Below are 19,177 nucleotides of genomic sequence, written 5' to 3'. Positions count from 1 at the left end.
GAAGGACGTTTTTCGTTGTCTCAGCACAGGTAGAGCGCAAAACTCCAGCACGCGGTGGCCATCAGCGCCCCCATGGCCAGATAGGCCGGGATGGGGATCCTTCTGAGCCAGCGCATAAACGGGGTGTTGCGCTTGACATATCCCTTGGCTACGCTTCTTGCCTCCTGAAGCACCTGCTCGGCCGAAACGCCCCTTCCGCAGAACGCCTCCTCCTTGACGATGAAAATGGCCTCTTCAAACAGTCTGGGGTCGGGAGACTTGACGACAATGACCCGGCGTGAAACACCTTTTACCATCGTGTACACTTCCTTTTTCTTCGTTTCTCTCAGTATGGCCAGATGCAGGAAGAACCATACGGTACAAGCAGAATTTGATCGGTATTCTCACCGCATAGTTCCCTCCGCTTTCCCGTAAACTAGAAACGCATATTCCATTCAGACCTGTGCGGGATCCTTCCGCCAGGCAAGGAGGCTTGATCCATTTGTGTCAGGACCGAAAACGTCTGATCCGCGCGCTGTGCATCCTGTTTGCTGTCAATATTCTGGTCATCAGCGTCCTTCAGACCGCATCTCAGGCGGCCACATACCGCCAGGGGTCCACAGGAGAACCCGTACGCACCATTCAGACCAAGCTGCGCAACTGGGGCTATTACGACGGCGCTGTGGACGGCATCTATGGCTCCGCTACCACCGCAGCGGTAAAGCTGTTTCAAAAGAAGAATGGCCTCACGCCGGACGGAATCACCGGTCCGGCCACCCTTCGGGCTCTTGGTATGCCGGACAGCGGCGGCGGCAGCAGCGGCTCCAACGCCCAGTCGGCCGACCTGGAGCTGCTGGCCCGCGTCATCTCAGCGGAGGCCCGGGGTGAGCCGTACAGCGGCCAGGTGGCCGTGGGGGCCGTGATCCTGAACCGGGTAGAGCACCCGGCCTTTCCCAGCACCATTGCCGGCGTGGTCTATCAGCCCGGCGCGTTTACCTGTATGGTGGACGGGCAGTTTGACGAGCCGGTGGCCGAGTCCTCTGTCCGCGCCGCCCGGGATGCCATCAACGGCGCAGATCCCAGCGGCGGAGCGATCTACTATTTCAATCCAGACACCGCCACCAGCGCATGGATCTGGAGCCGGCCGCTGATCAAAGTCATCGGCAAACACCGCTTCTGCGCATAAAAAACAGGACAGGCTGTGCCTGTCCTGTTTTTCTGTCAATTCTCTTCAGTGAGCATCGTGCGGTGAAGCGGGGTGTAGAAGAGATTTCCCCGGTCCCAATCCGAGCGAAAGAGCGTCATATAGCGCACTTCAAAGCTCATAGGCGGAAGAAGGCGCTCCAACTCAGCCGCATCCAGATCCGGCTTGGGCTGGACCTGACGCGCAAGGCTGGCGTGAGGCTGATAGGGCTTATCACTGATCTCAAAACCAGCACCGCGCAGCGAATCTGCCAGCTTTGCCTGGAGATCCATCAGCGGCGGTGTGGACTCAATTCCCATCCACCAGAGGTCCCCCTCTTTCAGCGGGAACTGTCCGATTCCAGAGCTGATCAGGGGGAAAGGCGCTCCATGGACCTGATCCATGGCTTGAATGACATCTGCCAGGCGATCTGTCTCGCCTAAGAAAGCCAGTGTCAAATGAAAAGTTCCCCGCGGTGTGGGGATGCAGTGCTCGGTATGTGTCTTCAGATAGTGCGTGGCCGTATCCATCCGATCCTTCCAGAGCGGAGGCAGGGATACGGCAATGAACAGGCGCATAAATAATCCCCCTTTGCTGTTTCCTATCTAAGTATATCAAAAAGGGCCATATTGTGCAAGGATGACTGTGTTTTCTAAGGGAAAGAAGTTACAACTTCTTTCTCATTTGTAACACTATACCGCACCGCGCCGCTCCCGGTGGTCATCCCTCCGGAAGCGGCGCGGTGCGGCAGCTTTGTCTCAGCTCTCCATATGGCGTCCAAGAAATCCTGCGATGGTCTGAACCAGCTTATAGTCCGTCTCGTCGGTGAGAAGCTCTTCCTCATTTCCGGCAAAGACCACACACCCCAGCACATCTCCCTCGGAGAGAATGGGTGCGGCGCAGGCCACGAAATAGCGGTGGTTGTCCTCGGTCACTGTAATAGGCGTCTCGCCATTCTGATACTGGTAGATGCCCCGGCCCTCCATGATCTGTTCCAGGGCGGAAGAGATCCGTTTGTCCGTCAAATCCCGCTTTCCGCCCCCTGCCACGGCCAGACAGGTGTCCCGGTCGGTGATGACCGAAATCCGTCCGGTGGTCTTGTTGAGGGTCTCGCACATCTGTCCTGCGAAATCTCCCAGTCCTCCCATGAGGGAGTACTTCTTAAAGATCACGCCGCCCTCGCTGTTTGTATAAATTTCCAGGGGATCGCCCTCCCGGATCCGCATGGTTCTGCGAATCTCTTTGGGGATCACCACACGGCCAAGATCGTCCCTTTATGTCAAGTAGGTGCAAAAAAATTTTACAAACTATCCGAAAAGCCTTTAATATCAATGGCTCTGGGCTTTCCGGACGGTGCTACGATGCGCCTACGAGGTTTCGATAGATTATGTTATTTTAGGAGCAAATTCGACAGATTTGCCACGAAATGAAACACCGGAGTCAATTCGCAACTCCGATGTTTTCATCGGTGTCGATTTTTGATTCGTTGAACTTCCAGACAATTTCGATTGTCTCAGCGTCATAAACAAGTACACGTTCAACTGCATCATACAGATGCTCTCTGAGTTTGTCATCGGGCAAGCCGGTCATCCGGCTTGCTGCTTCATGCTGGTCTTCTGCATCGAGACTTTGCTGATGGAAGACCTCAAGCTGGGTTTCACAGGATTCAAGCTGCTCTTTCAGGGCGGCTTGTTTTTGTGCAAGGGCGTCTTTGCCGGACAGATACTCTTCCGGAGTCAGCTTCCCTTCACGGTAGTTTTCATAGATCGTAAACTTCTCGCGATCACAGGCATCATACTGAGCTTTCAGCAAGACGAGCTGTCTTTCCAGACTTTCACCTTTGCTTTTCGCTGTTTTTCTGACGGCTGCGGATTCAATACTGACGATCTCGATCTGTCTTTTCAGTGCTTCAAAGACGATTTCTTCAAGTGCGCTTTTTCGCCAGCGGACGTTTTCACACGGACTGCCATCGTGATACCGATGGGACGGACACGCAAATACAGTTCCATTGGCTTTCTCAAGTTTTCCGCCGCAATGGGCGCAGAAGTAAACTCGGTCTGACTGGTCATGGGAACTTCGGACAAACTTTCTACGCCTCTGGATTGCCTCTTGTGCCTGTTCGTATTCATCCTTTGTCACAATCGCCTCATGCGCATTTTCGCGGATATACCATTCTTCTTTGGGAACGCGCCGCTGGTTTTTGTCACGGATGAATCTGCTTTCGCGGATATGGTTGACCATTGTTCCAGCGTACTTCACGCTCTCTATCATAGTCAGAATACCGCGATGTGTCCACTGGGGCTTCTTGGAAGACGCCTTTCTGGACACGGCTTTATGCTGGGCGGGTGTTGGAATGCCCTCCGTATTCAGTTCCTTTGCAATCTGTGTGCAAGACTTGCCACCAATCACTTCCATGAAAATACGGCGGACTATCGGAGCGGTTTCCACGTCGATGATAAGGTGATGCTTGTCAGCAGGATCGGCTTTATACCCGTATGGGACTGTGTTCACAAACTTTGCCTTCTCCTGTTTCATTCCCATTGCAGACTTGACCTTCTTGGACAGGTCTTTGCTGTAATAGTCATAGATAAGGTTCTTGAAGGCAATATCCATACTGATAGTCTTGCCTTCATGTTTCGCGCTGTCATAATGGTCATTGATAGACTTGAAGCGGATACCGAGAAACGGGAAAATATGCTCCAAATAGTCACCAACTTCAAGATAGTCTCGACCGAAACGGGAAAGGTCTTTCACTACGATGCAGCTAATTTCTCCATGCTTTGCGCACTCTATCATCTTTGCAAAGTCAGGACGATCAAAGTTCGTGCCGGAGAAACCGTCATCGCAGAACTCTATACGAGGCAGATCGCAGAGAAGCGGGTTCTGATCCAGATGACGATTGATGAGCATACGCTGCGATGCGATACTGTTGCTCTCGTCCTTGACTTTGTTTGTGCGCTTGTCAACGTCTTCAAGCGACAAGCGCAGATAAATAGCGATTTGCTGTTTCATCAAGCAACCTCCTTCCTGATTTTCTCGCAAGTCTTCGTAAGTGCTGCAAACTCATCCATATAGCTGAGTTTGATTTCCAATGTGCCGTCCTCATGAATTTCCATAGTCTCGATGAAAGCGTCCGCCATTTCTTCGGAGATTTCCGTCGCGTCGTGGAAACGGCGGATCATCTGCTTCCACTTCATTTCGCCGGTAATCTGTTCCTCTGTCTGATTCTTTGGCGCTTCCAGCTCGGATAGATTTCTCTCAATCGCCCGGATGTCCTCCATGACGATCTCTTTATGGTGGCTGTACTCGGCGTCAGAGAGCAATCCTTCCTTGAGATCAACATACATACCGCTATCTGATTATGGGGAATGGGACGCGGGCGTTTGCCGTTGCCGCAGAACAGGCGCAGCGGGACAATCCCTTGAAAACCGCCGAGCAGACCATAGAGCAGAACGGAAACATGATTGACGGTATCATCAACAACACCCCCACCGTTGACGAACTGGAAGCAAAGGTAAAGGCGGGCGAGCAGATTTCCCTTGTTGACCTGGCTAACGCTGTCAAAGCCGACAAGGAGCGCGGCAAGGGAGCGAAGCCGGAAAAAAAGCCCTCTATCCGGGCGCAGCTTAGAGCCGACAAGGAAAAGGCGCAGAAGAAAAACGCAAAGCAGAAGTCACAGGACTTGGAAAGGAGCTGACCCATGCCGGAACAGAGTAAATTTGAAAACGTGGATTTGTTCGCTTCCCTTGAAGCGATTATGAAGCAGAACACAGGCTTTTACCAGAGCGACTTAGACATTGACAAAGAGATTATCGCAAAGGCGGCGGCAAGCCCCAACAGGGAGGACAAGACCCTTTTGTGGTTCTGCCGCCCGTCCGGGACGCACTGTTTCCGGGAGCGCGACGTTTTCCTCAAAGACACCGCGCCCCACAACACATGGCGTTTCTACATGGAGCAGACAAGCGACCGCGTCCTTGCCTATGCAATCGAGCTGACGGGAAAGGAGCGCGGGAAAATTAAGGGCAATCTGTACGAACTGGACTACGCTAAACATTATGAGCGCGTCAAGGAAAAGGAACTGCCCGCCGATACGGTGAAGCTGATTTATGAGCGAGGGGAAAGGGAGATACCCGCCGGACGGTTCTTCAACGGCAACCCAGACCCGCAGCTTGGGAAGTTTGAACGCTTTGAAGCCCTACCCGACGACCCGGACGCGCTGCAATCACTCTTACAGGAAGAACGGCGCAGCCGGGAGCAGCTTCCACCGGGGGACTTCAAGGCGCATAGGATAATCGCCTGTTCCTGTCCGGCGCGGTACTTCTCCCTGTTCCTTGCCTTGCGGTATGCGTCATAGACGGGCTTTGTCTTTTGGTAGGTGGAAACATTCTTGATAAGCACCGCCATGTCCGCAAGCCGCTTTTCCGCGTTCTTCAATGCGTCTGCCGCCTGTCCGCTTTCCGCTGACATTTCCTCAATCCGGCTGACTAAATCCGCGTACTGTTCAATCTTGTGTTCCGTCAAGAAATTCATGGTTTTAGCTGCCTGTTTCAGATTGTGGATTTTCGCCCACTGTTCATAGCCCTTACTCTGCGCCGCCTTGATACTGTTCTCAATGTCGATAAGCAGCGAAACGTCGCGCTGCTCTCTGGGGGCTTTCGCCGCCTTTGCCCGTCTGCCCGCTATCCGTTCCCTTATGGCTTCCTCTGTATAGTCTGCGCCGAGGGTTTTTAGGCGGGTGAAGCGTTCCTGTCCGGGGGCGCGGCATGAAACATATTTCCCCGGCTTTATCTCATAGCCCGCCGCCTGTAACCGCGTTAGCAATTCCTCAAAACTGGAAACTTGGGGGATAAGCGCGTCAACGGCAATCTTTAGCTTGCCTTTCCAACTTGTACCCGTCTTTTCTGCCTGGTACTCCGCATAGCTCTTTCCCTTGCTGCCCTTGCCGGGGACGACGACGGACAAGCCATTTTCCCGGCACAGCTTGTCGCTCATGTTCCGTATGCCGTAATAGCTCCTTTTGTTGGAATTGTATTTGTGATGGTCTACAAAATTCACCGCGCAAAAAATGACGTGGTTATGGATATGCCCCTTGTCAATGTGCGTCGTCACAACATATTCATGCTGCCCCTTTGTCACCGCGTCGGCAAGCTGCTTCCCGATTTCGTGGGCTTTCTCATAGTCCACTTCCCCCGGCGCAAAGGACTGTATCAAGTGAAAGGCTAAATTGCTGCCCTTATCCAGTGCTTGCGAGAGGGTATAGCCGAACTCAATGTCTGCCGTTTCATAGGAGCAGCCGAAAGAGGATATGAGCATTTTCCCGTCCGTCTTGTCCGGGTTTTCGATATAGTCAAGGGCTTTGCTTAGGGTGCTTTTAACAGGCTTAATCTTTGTAACCGCCATATCTCCGCAAGCACCCCCTTTATTTCCTCTATGTCCTCTTGGTATGCGTTCCCCGCCGCGTTCACGCGGCGGGCTATTGAAGATGTTGTTAAGCAAGCATTGTCCTATTCACAAAGGCATAATCGAAAAGTGGTATTTGCGTATTTGCTTTTACCAGGTATAAATGACCGTTCCTCAGATATAAGGCAACTTGCAAAATGGTTTAAGGGCAAAAATGTTATGATTAACGTGCTGCAATACAACCCGACGAGTAATTCAAAAATTAGAGCACCACAAAAACAAGAAATGGTTGCGTTCAAACATCAATTAGAGCAAACAGGACTTGAAGTTACCATGAGAGTTTCTCATGGTAGAGAGATTAAAGCAGCTTGTGGACAGTTAGCTAATACATATAATAAAGCCAAAAAACAACAAAAATAATTTAATTAAAAGAGCCAGACGCACAGACGCAGAGCCGATAATATGCAGTTTGAAATACTGCTGTTATCGGCTCTTTTTTGATTTAATTTGTGCCCCCAATAACCATATTGGAGCAAAATCAGAACTGTTGCTTGTCGTTCTTTGATTTCCGCAGCAGCTTTGAAAAATCAAAGCCGCCGTTTCTTTTTATCTTCTCAAGAAATGACGCGGTATCACTGTTAAAAGCGGCGGCTAAAGGAGGTAGCCGCCATGAAGCACATACCATATCGACAAAATCCGACGGTCATTGACACATCAAAAAAAGCCCGACCACCACCGGGGGAAATTACGCTTGTATATATGAACTGTCTAATCATCTAAATACTACTCACAATACCAATGCGCCTGTCCGGGCTTTTCGGACAGGCGCATTTTGCTGCTCAAAAAATTTTTTGAAGAAATTTCAAAAAATCTTCGGCGTTTTTGAAAACCGCCGTATTGCCCCGCGAAAAGGGGGAAGCACCACCAACTTTCCAACGAGAAAGGAGGTGAGAATGTGGAACCTAACAGCAGGGAGTTTTACAAACAGTGTGCTTTTCAGAAGTTTTGTAATACGGTACTTCACAATGAAGCGTGCGACACTCATAGAGAGCTTCGCAGACACAGGGCAAAGGAAGTGACCTTTTCCGACATGACCTTAGACGAAGCGCGACAGCTTCATACGTTTGATGAATATTTCAAACGGGAAACTGTTGAAACCGTCTTTGAGAAAGCCGGGAAGAAAATCACGCCAAAGCTGCTTCTTGAAGCAATCCGTACTTTGCCGGAAGAAAAGCGCAAAGCCATACTGCTGTATTACTTCGAGGGAATGAACGATACCGAGATTGCGGAACTGTTCAATACGTCGAGAAGCACGATACAGTACAGGCGGACAAGCTCTTTTGAGAGATTAAGAAAATATCTGGAGGAAAATGCTGATGAATGGGACGAATGGTAACGAACCCGGCTACCCGGAAAATGCCCTTGTTCCCTATCCTGTCATTGTGGTAGCGACAAAGGGCGACCCGGACGCTATGAAGATTGTCTTGCAGCATTTCAGCGGCTACATAGCCCGCCTCTCCATGCGGAAGCTGTACGACGAGCGCGGGAATGTCTATTTCGGCGTAGACCACGACATTCGGGAACGGCTGCAAGCAAAACTGATGATGGCTGTCCTCACCTTTAAGGCAGAGGAATAAACCGCAGCGGCGGCGGGACGCTTTCTCTCTCCCCCTTTTCCGTTCCGCTGCTGACGCGGCAGCAAAGCCATTCTGAACCTTGACAAAGAAAGCGGCGCAAGATAACGGCGGCGCAGCATAGGGCAAATCGGATACGTTCCTTTTGCGCCGAGCCATACGGCGGGTGCGCCATGACGCTATCCGGGTGAGGTTATCCCCGCCCGGACAGCCGAGCGACCAACACCGCGCCGGAAAGCAAGTGTAGCGGCTTGCGGGCGACGACACGCAGAATATACAATGATACTTCCTTACAGCCACAGTCCGAGCGTTAAGAGCGTCGCAGGCAATGGGTAGGGCTGCATGAGAACCATGCCGGGGTGAAATTCCCATGAGGTTATGCTAATAACCGTCCGATTAAAGCCTTTGTTTTATTGAATAGTGGACTTGCTGCTATTCATAGACTGTATTATATGTTTGCGAAAGAAAGGGGGATTTTCTTTGACGCAAAACCAAACGCCCGTTACCACAACGGAGCATAAAATAGGAAAAGTTACTTACCTTGTATGTTCGTCCGCAAGTGAACGCGCAACGGACACACTGGATAAAAAGATAAAAAAACTCATTCGCAAAGACATGGAACTGAACCCCGCAAACGCCCGGAAATAGGGCGTTTCTTCACATTTTATACATGACACAGGCAGCGGTATGTGGTATAATATAGACAGTACAAATGCCATGCTTGTCTGTCGTCGGAAAGGAGGACAAAATGTTACAGACAGACAAGATTACCGCTTTATATTGCAGATTGAGCCAGGAAGATATGCAGGCCGGGGAAAGCGAGAGCATACAGAACCAAAAGATGATTTTACAAAAGTATGCTGACGAACACCACTTTTTCAACACGCGCTTTTTCGTAGACGACGGATTTTCCGGCGTGAGCTTTGAGCGTGAGGGGCTTCAAGCCATGCTGCACGAAGTTGAAGCCGGGAACGTGGCGACCGTCATAACAAAAGACCTCTCCCGTCTGGGACGTAATTATCTGAAAACCGGGGAGCTGATAGAGATTGTTTTTCCCGAATATGAAGTGCGCTACATTGCCATTAACGACGGTGTAGACACAGCAAGGGAAGATAACGAGTTTACCCCTCTGCGGAACTGGTTCAACGAGTTTTACGCCCGCGACACTTCAAAGAAAATCCGGGCTGTCAAACAGGCAAAGGCGCAGAAAGGCGAGCGCGTCAACGGGCAAGTGCCTTATGGGTACATAGCTGACCCCAACGACCGCAATCATCTATTGCCCGACCCGGAAACGGCGCACATTGTAAAACAGATTTTCGCTATGTATGTGCGCGGCGACCGTATCTGCGAAATCCAGAACTGGCTACGGGAACATGAGGTATTGACTGTTGCAGAATTGCAGTACAGGCGCACAGGAAGCCACAGGCACCCCCGCCCACACCCGAATTGTATTTACAACTGGCCGGATAAGACGCTCTATGACATTCTGGCGCGTAAAGAGTATTTGGGGCATACCATTACAGGCAAGAGCTATAAGGTATCTTACAAATCGAAAAAGACGAAGAAGAACCCGGAGGAAAAGCGTTACTTCTTCCCCAACACACACGAACCCTTGATTGATGAAGAAACCTTTGAGCTTGCACAGAAACGGATTGCCACCAAACACCGCCCTACAAAGGTTGATGAAATTGACATTTTTTCGGGGCTTCTCTTTTGCGGGGACTGCGGCTATAAAATGTATCTGCAACAGGGAGCCGGGACACTGGAACGCAAACACGCCTACACTTGCGGCAAGTATCGAAACAGGATAAGGACTGGCGAGCTTTGCACTACCCATTATATCCGAAAGAGCGTCCTTAAAGAACTTGTCCTTGCCGATTTACAAAGGGTATTGTCCTATGTGAAAGAGCATGAACAGGAGTTTATCGAAACCGCCAACGAGTGCAGCGCAAAGGCAGTACAAAAGACGCTGACGCAGCAACGGAAAGAGCTTGACAAGGCGCAGAGCCGGATTAGCGAGCTGAATATCTTGTTCCGCAAGCTCTATGAGGACAACGCTTTAGGGAAACTTTCAGATGAACAATTTGCTTTTCTGACTTCCGGCTATGACGAAGAAAAAAAGACGCTGACCCGGAGGATTGCGGAACTGTCACAGGAAATTGACAACGCCACCGAGCGCAGCGCGGACGTGAAAAGGTTTGTCGCACTGGTACGCAAATACACCGCCATTACCGAACTGACCTACGAAAACGTCCATGAATTTATTGACCGCATTCTTATTCACGAACTGGATAAGGAAACGAACACCCGCAAAATCGAAATCTTTTATAGCTTTGTCGGCAGAGTTGATACAGGCGACAAGCCTACTGAAAGTATCTCCTATTTCAGACAGATTGGAGCCGACGTAAAGAGTTATGCTATCTAACATACATCAAAAAGAGGTAAGATAACACCCTCTGCAAAAAAGGTTACGTTATCTTACCTCAACAAAGTTTGCGCCGGTAAAGCCGTCATCGCAGTATTCTTTTACTACGGTAATCTCCGGGTGCTTCTTGAGGTATTCCTTAATGAGCATTCTCTGGTTTGAAATGCTGTCACTCTCAAGTTTTTCGCCGGAAATAGAAAAGTCGCCATCTTCCTTTGATAATCTCAGGTAGATGGCGGCTTTATAATCTTTATCCAAAGATAATTTCAGCATAAAACGCCACTCCTTACTTTATTCCGGTCTGATAACCCGAAAACTAAAGTAGCAGTGGTGTTTCGCTGATTTTGTCCATGCTTATTATAGCACAGTCCAAAGCAATTATCCAGCCTTTTCAGATTTGTTCACAAAAAAGATTCTTTTGGGGTTATCCGACGGCTTTCTCACATACTTGCAAGCAGATTTACGAAATTGTCATTGATCGTAGCCTGAGTATTTGCGTAGGAAACCCTAACTACCGTGTTGCCGACCTTAAACATATAGGGATTTTTGATCTGCTCCACATAGGATTTCATCCGATCTTCTACCGACATGGAACGGTCAATTTTGACGTCCCGAATATCCACCAAGGAGTCGAGAAGTTCTTTTCTGCTTCTCTCATTCTCCATAACATCACCGCCTTTTCACGAGTATTCTTGCCCAATATTTACCTTCTTATGCGTTAAGCCGCGAGAACACTTTATCAGCAAATTGATAGGCAGCGGTCATGAGGATCGCTGCCCATAGTATTCACTGATAAGTCCTTTCGGACGTTTTCACAGTGTTCTACTTCCGGCATATTTGCAGCTCGCGCCCCTGCCGAATAGGGAATGCTGCGGACTACCAATGGTCAATCGGTATCATGGGACTCTCACCCCTCCGAGGATCGCTCCGAGCCGCCCCTTCAAAGAAAAGACGGAAGTATCATTATACCCGGCATCTGCATCGTCGCAAGCAGCCACACCACACGGCTGTTATAGCTCTCCGGAGGTCGCTCACTCCCTTGCAGGAGGTCTTGGCGTCGGAAGCTGTGTTGCTTCGCAGAAGCGGAAAGATCCGCAGCACTGAACTATTCAGTTTTCAAGGAACAGTGAAGCGGTCTGATTAACCCCTTCACTTTACAACGGACATTTTTTAAGCGAATTAGGGGGTGCCGGAGAAAAATTTTTTGAATTTTTTTCTGAGGGCATTTCGGGTTTCCTGAACCGTCGTGTAGTCAACGCCAATTTCCCGCGCATAGCTGCTTAGACTTTCCCCAGCAATCATGCAATGCTCAAATACACCGCGCTGTTTTTCTGTCAGACCGGCGTAAAATGTCTTAACCATGAGCTGCATTGTGACTTCTTTTGCGAGATCATACGAGTCAGCAAGCCATGCGGCAGTCTTCACATCGTCCTCCGGCATAGCGTCAAGGGACAGTACAGCATCAGAAGTTTTTTCTTCGCCGTCTTCATCCTCAGATGCACCATCAGAGCCATACGAACGTCTGAGCATCTTTTCCTCAGCGCGAAGTATTTTCATGACCTCACGGTCAACCTCCGTTACTTCGCCGGTGATTTTTACGCGCACCATGCACTTTCCGTCCTCCGTAGTCCAGAGGTCGTAGTCGAACTCGACAGGGGTTTTAGGGATTCGTTTCATTGCTTGTCCTTTCCGCTGGCGCGGAGCAGCGGATGGACAAGCCTAAAAAAAGAGCCGCATGACGGTGAGTTGTGATCCCATGCCGATAAAACAGAGTGCGAACACTCTGTTCATGCGGCATTAGGAAGACTCACCAGTCAGCGGCTCCACAGCACAGCTATCAAATATTTATTTGTTAAACTCCTTATCCTCTGTTGAGGTGGAGATATAACCTTCTCATACTGAGAACATTGAAGACGGTTTCTCTTCCGCAGAGTTTGCACTTTGCCTGAACGTGACCTCTTGTGTCCTCAAAAACGATGATGGTATTGTGATGGCAGTACGGGCATTCCATCGTTCGCCTCTTCTGGCTGGCAATGGCGATACGCGCCCGTCTGATCTTCATCTGCATTTCAGCAGACGGTTCAGTAACACGGATATTCTTTTTCATGCCCATACCTCCGTCGGATCGTTGAACTCTGAATATGGGCGGTCTTCGAGATAACCAAGCTGGCGCAGACGGATGACGGCTGCGGATTGGGAAACACCGAGTTGTGCGCATATCGCTCTGAGCGACAGGCGATCCCGGTATGTAAAGTAGCCGTCATAGGACGTCAACTTCTTCTCAGGGATGAAATACCATGCGGCAAGGTCAATTTCTTTCTGCGGCATCAGGATTGCCGCACCGAGGACATTTGCTTGCCATTCATTCCAGTCCTCATGTGTTTTGAGATCGCGCAGCGAATAGGCTGTTCGTGCGGAATACTGCCGGTTGCAGCATTGCTTGACTTCATCGGATTCCATCTGATAGAGAATCTGATGAGCGCATTCATGGGCAAGCGTGAAGCGCCGCTTCCCGCAGAGCTTCTTTATCTGTCCCTGACGGATGAAGCTCTCGTCGAGCAACACCTGATTACATTTAAGCGGGAGCGTTCGTCTGACACCCTTTTCCTCAACGATGTACTCTGTATCAGTATAGGCGGTCAAGCCGCAAATACTTCCATCGGAGGACAGGCGGGCAAAAGACACTTGCAAGCCGAGATAGTCTCTTGCAAACTGATCAATCGGCGTAGCACGAGCCATACGGACTTCCTCGGACTCCGTGCCGAAGAAGAACTTGTTGAAGTCTTCCGTAACGGCTGCTGCAATTTCTTCGATTTGCTTCTGGGATAAGATCACTGGGCATTCTCCTTTGCTTCGACAAACCACTTGTCTCCTTCATGAAAAAGGAACGACTCCTTTCCTTTAATCATGACTGTGTAACGGATGCCGCCACCACCAACCTTCTTGGATGTGGCGCGGCATTTGTAAAGAATCTGGTCGATCTGAAAAATCAAACCATTGTCCCACCGGATGAAACGCGGACGGATAGCTCCTTCCTTGTCTACATCCAGATTGACACAAACATACGCCTTCCTGCATCGTGCTTCCATGTTTTGCATCCTCACTCCTTGCTATTGAGCTGTCTCGGTGAAACAGCTTATATTTGTAACTTTTCTGTGCATATTCTCGCGTTCCTCTTGACTTGATGAGTAATCCGCGATATACTATGGGTAATTGAATTACGCATATCTATTATACATACTTCAACTACCCATGTCAATAGAAATGGGAAATTCAGTTTCGCAAACTTTTTGTGAAGGAGTGGTGAACGAGACATGACATTTGCTGAGAAGTTCAAGGAAGAACGAGTAAAGAAGGAACTAACCCAGCAGCAAGTCGCAGACAGCTTGGGGATTACACGCAAAATGATCACGCTGTATGAGAAAGGTACTTCCTTGCCCCGTACACGGGAAGCCTATAAGAAGATTGCTGATTTCTTCGGCGTTGATGTCAATTATCTTCTGACAGAAGATGAGGGCTTTGTTGTTCAGGCAGCAGAGAAATATGGTGCGCGTGGAAAGAAACAGGCACAGGACTTGGTGGATGGTATCTCCGGTTTGTTTGCTGGCGGAACGCTTTCTGAGCAGGACAAAGATGCCGTCATGAAAGCGTTGCAGGACATCTACTGGGATTCCAAAGCCCGAAACGTCGAAAAATACACACCAAAGAAATACAAGCTGCATCTCGATGAGGATTGAGGGCGGTTTATTGGACTGCTGATGTTATATAATTACGGAATAACCATCGGTATAGCGGGGGTGATGAAAATTGCTTCTACGACCTGAACTCATTCACCACAAAGCCACGGATATTGTACGAGGCTGCGGAACACGGGACACCGTGCGTATTGCAAAAGAGTTGGGTATCTACGTTCATTTCATTGATGGACTGAACGAACTTCTTGGAATGTACACCTACCGGCATAAGGAGAGGCACATTCTTTTGAACTCCAATATGGAGTACATTGTAAAGCTCATGGTCTGCGGACATGAGATTGGTCACGACTGCCTGCACCGGGAGCAAGCCAAAGGTGCAAGCGGGTTGCAGGAGTTTACGCTGTTCGATATGCGTAACGAGATGGAATATGAAGCCAATGCGTTCAGCGCCCATTTGCGGATCGACGATGACGAGCTGATGGAGCTGATGAAGCAAGGCTATGATGTGGTACAGCTTTCCTCCATCATGGAGACAAATGTAAACTTGATGCTGATCAAGCTCAACGAGCTGAATCGCATGGGATGGCAACTTAACTTGCCGTATGTACCGCGTTCAGATTTCCTCAAAAACGTCAAGCCGGAAGGTTGACAGCAGAGGATTTAAGGGGTTTCCTGTCTGATATATTCATTATATGGGATGCCCTATGTCGAAACCTACACAATCCTGCAATGGCACTGAATTGCCGTATGCAGATGATGCTTGAACTACTCTCTCTACTTATGTCTCGTTACACAGTCGGAGTTCAAGAAGCAGCAAAAAGCCTTACACAAGAAACGTAACCGCGATAGACAGAGAAAGGACGTGCATTATGAAGTACAAACTGTTCCGTTCCCCTGGTGATCTGGACAAGTCCGTCCTCAAGCATGAGCTGGTTGCTGTGGAGATTGGCGGCAGCATTGAAGAAGTCACAGACGCACTCATCCGCGCAGTTCGGGATGATCTTGCGGAAATGCCAGAATATGCGCACTGTGAAACCGCTGCGTATGCACCGGAGCCGGTTCAGGAGCATCGCCGCGTGAGACGTTATCAGTATGAGATGATGGGTATTGTTTACCCGCAATATGCGGAGAAAAATATTCTGATTGATTATGGTGTGATTGAAGAGGCAGAGTAATGTCAGAGCGTTATGTCGGACAACTGCATAGTGCCGATGACTTGATTGCCGCTGTTGAAGAATACGGCTTTCTGCCTTTCTTTCAGAACGAGATTCCCGGCTTTTCTGTTGAAGAGCTGTGCGCCCCTGAATTGTGGTTTGCGGATGATGCAGACGGTCCGTGGGAGTGGAAAGGTCCGGCTGCGCGAAGCGGCAAATGTCTCTACGGCAAGATTTTCAATAAAAGAGCTGGCTTCGTGAGCCGTGATTGGATTCCGGACTTTGCAAACTTCCGGCGAGACGGATATGACTTTGATGCTCGGTGGGATGATGGCTTGACGTCCTATAAGGACAAAGAGCTTTACGAAACCATAGCTGATGAAGGCACAGTTCTTTCCAAGCGTCTGAAAGAATTACGGAACTATCGCAAGGGCGGCAACACCGGCTTTGAAACGTGTATCACAAGGTTGCAAATGCAGAGCTATGTCTGCATTGCGGATTTCGTTTATATGCAGGACAAGTACGGAAGACCTTATGGCTGGGGCGTTGCAGAGTATGCGACGCCGGAAGAGCTTTTCGGGTACGACTTTATCACGTCCGCCTATCAGCGAGACCCGCAGGAATCCAGAGAACATATTCTGAGACATCTGCACACGCTTCTTCCCAATGCAGCCGAGAAGCAGCTTGAGACAATCATAAAGGGGTAACGCTATGGACGATCTAATCTATGAAAAGGATTACCGACAAGTTGAGCCTACTGAACGCGATGAATGGTCCGAAGAGGTCTATGACCGTGTGCTTAACGGAGGTATGCTGAAAGCGTACTCTGAGGCGATGGACAAGATACCTAAGATCATTGTGCCGGAGGATAAGAAGAATTACGAGTATCTTTTGGAACGCTGTGATGCGTTTGTCAAGCAGCATCACGGACGTATTGAAGGGATCGTAGACTATCACCATTGGCATTCCGAAATCAATTTGTTCCTTCCGTTCGTGGAGTTCGATGATCCGGAAGATCTCGCTTTCCTGAAAGAGATCGCGGATAAGTCACATACCGTCTGCTTCTCTCCTGATGAGGAAGGTGGCATTCGCGTACACATTTTTATCAATTATTTTGACGAGTGGCTGCCAGAAGGAGCAAAGCAGCTCATAGAATACGACGCTATCATGAAGGATGAGCGGCTTGCATCTCTACTTGGAATGCAGGATTCGTTTAAGCCGGAAGATGAGCCGGACTTGGAGCGCATAGAAGCACTTCTTGAGCGGTTTGAAACGGAAACTGACCTTAACCAGAACGACGTGTTCTATGGAGTATTTCAGTTGATTATGAAGTCCAAAGATGAAGACATTACACTTGGAAAGATTGCTAATTTGATGGAGGTACTGTTGTACCTTGTTCTGAATGGTGGTCTGGATCAAGAAGAATAAACATGGAGGCAATTATGAGCAACAAACTTGTAGCATATTTTTCTGCGTCCGGCGTGACCGCGAAGGTTGCCGAGACGCTGGCAGAGGCAGTCGGCGCGGACATCTTTGAGATTGAGCCGAAGGTGCCTTACACGGAAGCTGATCTGAACTGGATGGACAAGAACGCCCGCAGCACGATTGAGATGAGCGATCCTGCCTCCCGTCCTGAGATTGCCGTCAAGCGGGACAACATGAAGGACTACGATACCATCTTTGTGGGCTTCCCGATCTGGTGGTATGTCGCGCCGACGATTATCAATACGTTCCTTGAGAGCTATGATCTGACCGGCAAGACGATCATCCCGTTTGCAACCTCCGGAGGAAGCGACATTGGCAAGACGAACGAACGCCTTGCGCCGAGCTGCAAAGGCGCAAAGCTGATGGACGGCAAGGTTTTCAAGGGCAGCGTCGGGCATCAGGAGTTTGCGGCGTGGGTTGAAGAACTTGGACTTTAAGGGGCAGACAAATCGGATTTATAGGGGGAAATTAGACACATGGCTGTCGGATTCAAAGTTGCGTTCTTTTGCTATCAAATAGGAAATGGAGATTTTCTACACTCCTTTTTCTCAACAGTTTCTTATAATTTAGAAAACGGGAAATGGGGTAGCAGATTCCCAACGCTTATGAATGAGCTATATCAAGGAACATTGGATAAAGATAACGTTGAAACAGCCATAGTGGAACTGAAAAAGATTCAGTTAGAACTCCAAGCGTTTAGTCCGGATAAGGTGGTTTGGGATATTGACGATTTGTCTAAGCAACCGCCTTGGGGCAAAAATATCAGCAATGATATTACCAACCTATCTAATTACTTTGTGACAAGCGATGGAGAAGACTTCATCACGATATTTTTCAACGCCTTGGAAAAAGCAAAAAAATTGCAAATGGATTTGACTATTGAGAGCGTATAAGGAGAGCGCAGATAGATTCCAGTTTAACGAACAGGAGATGATGAACGCATGAAAATCCTACATGAACTTTCTTGGCTATGGGAAACGCTGGGCATTGCACTTGTGGCTGCGGCTGTCTGCATGGCTTGCGCTGCGCTGATTGGCAAGGCAGCAAAGAAGAACCTCGGCAAAAAGCCATTGGCAGTCATAGGGGTTGCGGCATTTGTGGGCGCGATTCTGGCGATCATTCTGATCGCCCGGACGCCGATGCCGCTTTGATAGGACGGAGGATAGAATAATGCCGCTTCAAATCGTCAGAAATGACATCACAAAAATGAAGGTGGACGCCATCGTCAACGCTGCCAACGAGTCGCTGCTGGGTGGCGGCGGTGTGGACGGCTGCATTCATCGTGCCGCAGGACCGGAGCTGCTGGCAGAATGTGAAACGCTCCACGGCTGCGAAACCGGGAGCGCAAAAATCACGAAGGGCTATCGTCTGCCCTGCAAATATATCATTCACGCAGTCGGTCCGCGCTGGTATGACGGGCGGCATGGTGAGCGCGAACTGCTGATCTCCTGCTATCGGACATCGCTCATGCTGGCGAAGGAATACGGATGTGAATCGGTTGCGTTCCCGCTGATTTCCTCTGGCATCTTTGGCTATCCGAAGGATCAGGCTCTCAAAGTGGCGATTGACACCATTAGCGGTTTCCTTCTTGAAAACGAAATGACGGTGTACATCGTCATTTTCGACCGCAAAGCCTATCAGATCAGCGGCAAGCTGTTTGCCGACATTGCAGCGTACATAGACGACCGCTATGTGGATGAGCATACCGATCCTCGTTCTGAGCGGCTGCGCAGAATGAGTGCCTTCCGGATGGAAGAGCCGATGCCTTGCGAGTCATCCGTCTGCGATGAAGATGCAATCGAACAGCTCATCCCTCCTGTCTCTGTGGCGGCTGCTCCTAAAAAGGCGGCAACTCTCGACGATGCACTGGAACAGATCGATGAGAGCTTTTCCGAGATGCTGCTGCGGAAGATTGACGAACGCGGCATGACGGACGCACAGTGCTACAAGAAGGCAAATATTGACCGGAAACTCTTCTCGAAGATCCGCTCGGACAAGTCTTATAAGCCTTCCAAGCCCACGGTCATTGCGTTTGCCATTGCCCTTGAGCTGCCGCTTGTTGAAATGAAGGATATGCTCATGAAGGCTGGCTTTGCGCTCTCCCACTCCAACAAGTTTGACATCATCGTGGAGTATTTCGTGGAGCATGGGAACTATAATGTCTTTGAGATCAACGAGGCTCTGTTTGCCTTCGACCAAAGTTTAATAGGAGCATAAGGTCT

General features: G+C 49.6%; 25 protein-coding genes and 4 pseudogenes. 16 read left to right on the top strand and 13 right to left on the bottom strand.

The features are described 5' to 3' along the window. Positions 1-20: 20 nt before the first annotated feature. Entirely contained in the window at positions 21-296 is a 276-nt protein-coding gene (locus GPK94_RS13365) for a translation initiation factor 2 (RefSeq protein ID WP_180956707.1), read from the bottom strand. A 185-nt stretch (positions 297-481) separates the two neighbouring features. Between GPK94_RS13365 and sleB the strand changes: the two genes are divergently transcribed. Next, positions 482-1,165 carry a spore cortex-lytic enzyme gene (gene sleB / locus GPK94_RS13360; RefSeq protein WP_101691339.1) on the top strand — a complete coding sequence of 228 codons (684 nt, stop codon included), beginning with the start codon at positions 482-484 and terminating at the stop codon, positions 1,163-1,165. Positions 1,166-1,200: 35 nt separating this feature from the next. On the opposite strand, the gene thpR is transcribed toward sleB, so the two are convergent. The 4 genes and pseudogenes from thpR to GPK94_RS13340 all read right to left on the bottom strand — a co-directional run bounded on the left by thpR (position 1,201) and on the right by GPK94_RS13340 (position 4,509). Then, the gene (gene thpR, locus GPK94_RS13355; protein ID WP_215656052.1) at positions 1,201-1,740 is read right to left on the bottom strand and encodes an RNA 2',3'-cyclic phosphodiesterase; all 540 of its coding nucleotides are present in this window, start codon (positions 1,738-1,740) and stop codon (positions 1,201-1,203) included. 180 nt (positions 1,741-1,920) lie between these two features. Then, a pseudogene (locus tag GPK94_RS13350) lies at positions 1,921-2,433 on the bottom strand (stage V sporulation T C-terminal domain-containing protein); the annotation flags it as partial. Between the two features lie 169 nt (positions 2,434-2,602). Next, positions 2,603-4,174, bottom strand: coding sequence for a recombinase family protein (locus tag GPK94_RS13345; protein WP_215656050.1), 1,572 nt, complete (start codon positions 4,172-4,174; stop codon positions 2,603-2,605). Then, the gene (locus tag GPK94_RS13340) at positions 4,174-4,509 is read right to left on the bottom strand and encodes a hypothetical protein (protein ID WP_215656049.1); all 336 of its coding nucleotides are present in this window, start codon (positions 4,507-4,509) and stop codon (positions 4,174-4,176) included. Before GPK94_RS13340 ends, GPK94_RS13345 begins: the two co-directional genes overlap by 1 nt. A 2-nt stretch (positions 4,510-4,511) precedes the next feature. Here GPK94_RS13340 and GPK94_RS13335 point away from each other — a divergent pair. Next, positions 4,512-4,859 (top strand): annotated as a pseudogene (locus GPK94_RS13335) (DUF4316 domain-containing protein); the annotation flags it as partial. Between the two features lie 407 nt (positions 4,860-5,266). On the opposite strand, the gene GPK94_RS13325 reads toward GPK94_RS13335, so the two are convergent. Together GPK94_RS13325 and GPK94_RS13320 are read right to left on the bottom strand one after the other, a co-directional pair. After that, on the bottom strand, positions 5,267-6,562 hold the full coding sequence (locus GPK94_RS13325) for a relaxase/mobilization nuclease domain-containing protein (protein WP_346728035.1): 1,296 nt from the start codon (positions 6,560-6,562) through the stop codon (positions 5,267-5,269). Beyond that, a pseudogene (locus GPK94_RS13320) lies at positions 6,523-6,645 on the bottom strand (plasmid mobilization relaxosome protein MobC); the annotation flags it as partial. The pseudogene GPK94_RS13320 and the gene GPK94_RS13325, both read right to left, overlap by 40 nt. Here GPK94_RS13320 and GPK94_RS13315 point away from each other — a divergent pair. The 5 genes and pseudogenes from GPK94_RS13315 to GPK94_RS13295 form a co-directional block, all read left to right on the top strand. Beyond that, positions 6,635-6,982, top strand: a pseudogene (locus GPK94_RS13315) (23S rRNA (adenine(2503)-C(2))-methyltransferase RlmN); the annotation flags it as partial. The pseudogenes GPK94_RS13320 and GPK94_RS13315 overlap by 11 nt on opposite strands. 535 nt (positions 6,983-7,517) lie before the next feature. Beyond that, complete coding sequence (locus tag GPK94_RS13310; RefSeq protein WP_008978027.1) at positions 7,518-7,958, top strand: sigma-70 family RNA polymerase sigma factor; 441 nt, start codon at positions 7,518-7,520, stop codon at positions 7,956-7,958. After that, on the top strand, positions 7,939-8,199 hold the full coding sequence (locus GPK94_RS13305) for a helix-turn-helix domain-containing protein (protein ID WP_019727567.1): 261 nt from the start codon (positions 7,939-7,941) through the stop codon (positions 8,197-8,199). Before GPK94_RS13310 ends, GPK94_RS13305 begins: the two co-directional genes overlap by 20 nt. Before the next feature lie 417 nt (positions 8,200-8,616). Next, on the top strand, positions 8,617-8,844 hold the full coding sequence (locus tag GPK94_RS16315; protein ID WP_004607973.1) for a transposon-encoded TnpW family protein: 228 nt from the start codon (positions 8,617-8,619) through the stop codon (positions 8,842-8,844). A gap of 100 nt (positions 8,845-8,944) precedes the next feature. Continuing rightward, the gene (locus GPK94_RS13295) at positions 8,945-10,621 is read left to right on the top strand and encodes a recombinase family protein (RefSeq protein ID WP_019727566.1); all 1,677 of its coding nucleotides are present in this window, start codon (positions 8,945-8,947) and stop codon (positions 10,619-10,621) included. A 48-nt stretch (positions 10,622-10,669) separates the two neighbouring features. Here the strand turns inward: GPK94_RS13295 and GPK94_RS13290 are convergent, their stop codons facing one another. The 6 genes from GPK94_RS13290 to GPK94_RS13265 form a co-directional block, all read right to left on the bottom strand. After that, a complete protein-coding gene (locus tag GPK94_RS13290; RefSeq protein WP_252192641.1) occupies positions 10,670-10,894 on the bottom strand; it encodes a recombinase family protein in 225 nt (74 codons plus the stop codon). A gap of 167 nt (positions 10,895-11,061) precedes the next feature. After that, a complete protein-coding gene (locus tag GPK94_RS13285; RefSeq protein ID WP_008396774.1) occupies positions 11,062-11,286 on the bottom strand; it encodes a DUF6870 family protein in 225 nt (74 codons plus the stop codon). Positions 11,287-11,800: 514 nt separating this feature from the next. Then, positions 11,801-12,298, bottom strand: a complete 498-nt coding sequence (locus tag GPK94_RS13280) for a hypothetical protein (RefSeq protein WP_119191164.1) — start codon at positions 12,296-12,298, stop codon at positions 11,801-11,803. Positions 12,299-12,482: 184 nt separating this feature from the next. Further along, positions 12,483-12,728 carry a hypothetical protein gene (locus tag GPK94_RS13275; RefSeq protein ID WP_044930861.1) on the bottom strand — a complete coding sequence of 82 codons (246 nt, stop codon included), beginning with the start codon at positions 12,726-12,728 and terminating at the stop codon, positions 12,483-12,485. Next, positions 12,725-13,456, bottom strand: a complete 732-nt coding sequence (locus GPK94_RS16310; RefSeq protein WP_118480475.1) for an ImmA/IrrE family metallo-endopeptidase — start codon at positions 13,454-13,456, stop codon at positions 12,725-12,727. The genes GPK94_RS13275 and GPK94_RS16310 overlap by 4 nt, the downstream gene beginning before the upstream one ends. Then, the gene (locus tag GPK94_RS13265; RefSeq protein ID WP_118480489.1) at positions 13,453-13,710 is read right to left on the bottom strand and encodes a hypothetical protein; all 258 of its coding nucleotides are present in this window, start codon (positions 13,708-13,710) and stop codon (positions 13,453-13,455) included. Before GPK94_RS13265 ends, GPK94_RS16310 begins: the two co-directional genes overlap by 4 nt. Positions 13,711-13,935: 225 nt before the next feature. Between GPK94_RS13265 and GPK94_RS13260 the strand changes: the two genes are divergently transcribed. The 9 genes from GPK94_RS13260 (at position 13,936) to GPK94_RS13220 (ending at position 19,172) form a co-directional block, all read left to right on the top strand. Further along, positions 13,936-14,358, top strand: a complete 423-nt coding sequence (locus GPK94_RS13260; protein WP_215656048.1) for a helix-turn-helix transcriptional regulator — start codon at positions 13,936-13,938, stop codon at positions 14,356-14,358. Between the two features lie 142 nt (positions 14,359-14,500). Then, positions 14,501-14,965: an ImmA/IrrE family metallo-endopeptidase gene (locus tag GPK94_RS13255; protein ID WP_243031211.1), complete on the top strand. Its 465-nt coding sequence runs from the start codon at positions 14,501-14,503 to the stop codon at positions 14,963-14,965. Positions 14,966-15,185: 220 nt separating this feature from the next. After that, the gene (locus tag GPK94_RS13250; RefSeq protein ID WP_118480481.1) at positions 15,186-15,491 is read left to right on the top strand and encodes a carboxylate--amine ligase; all 306 of its coding nucleotides are present in this window, start codon (positions 15,186-15,188) and stop codon (positions 15,489-15,491) included. After that, positions 15,491-16,177, top strand: coding sequence for a hypothetical protein (locus GPK94_RS13245; protein ID WP_118480483.1), 687 nt, complete (start codon positions 15,491-15,493; stop codon positions 16,175-16,177). Before GPK94_RS13250 ends, GPK94_RS13245 begins: the two co-directional genes overlap by 1 nt. Positions 16,178-16,181: 4 nt before the next feature. Next, positions 16,182-16,898 (top strand): hypothetical protein, encoded by a 717-nt coding sequence (locus GPK94_RS13240; RefSeq protein WP_215656046.1) that lies wholly within the window; start codon positions 16,182-16,184, stop codon positions 16,896-16,898. Positions 16,899-16,912: 14 nt separating this feature from the next. After that, entirely contained in the window at positions 16,913-17,392 is a 480-nt protein-coding gene (locus GPK94_RS13235; protein ID WP_215656045.1) for a flavodoxin, read from the top strand. Positions 17,393-17,431: 39 nt separating this feature from the next. Further along, the gene (locus tag GPK94_RS13230) at positions 17,432-17,848 is read left to right on the top strand and encodes an immunity 70 family protein (RefSeq protein WP_008396792.1); all 417 of its coding nucleotides are present in this window, start codon (positions 17,432-17,434) and stop codon (positions 17,846-17,848) included. A 48-nt stretch (positions 17,849-17,896) separates the two neighbouring features. Further along, positions 17,897-18,106: a hypothetical protein gene (locus GPK94_RS13225; RefSeq protein WP_215656044.1), complete on the top strand. Its 210-nt coding sequence runs from the start codon at positions 17,897-17,899 to the stop codon at positions 18,104-18,106. Positions 18,107-18,125: 19 nt separating this feature from the next. Further along, positions 18,126-19,172 (top strand): O-acetyl-ADP-ribose deacetylase, encoded by a 1,047-nt coding sequence (locus tag GPK94_RS13220; RefSeq protein WP_215656043.1) that lies wholly within the window; start codon positions 18,126-18,128, stop codon positions 19,170-19,172. The last annotated feature ends 5 nt before the right edge of the window (positions 19,173-19,177 follow it).

This window comes from Pseudoflavonifractor sp. MCC625, from assembly GCF_018784545.1.
In the GTDB taxonomy this organism is placed as follows: Bacteria; Bacillota; Clostridia; order Oscillospirales; family Oscillospiraceae; genus Pseudoflavonifractor_A; species Pseudoflavonifractor_A gallinarum.
The sequence above is the reverse complement of the archived record's forward strand: the minus strand, read 5'-3'. Positions and strand labels throughout refer to the sequence as shown.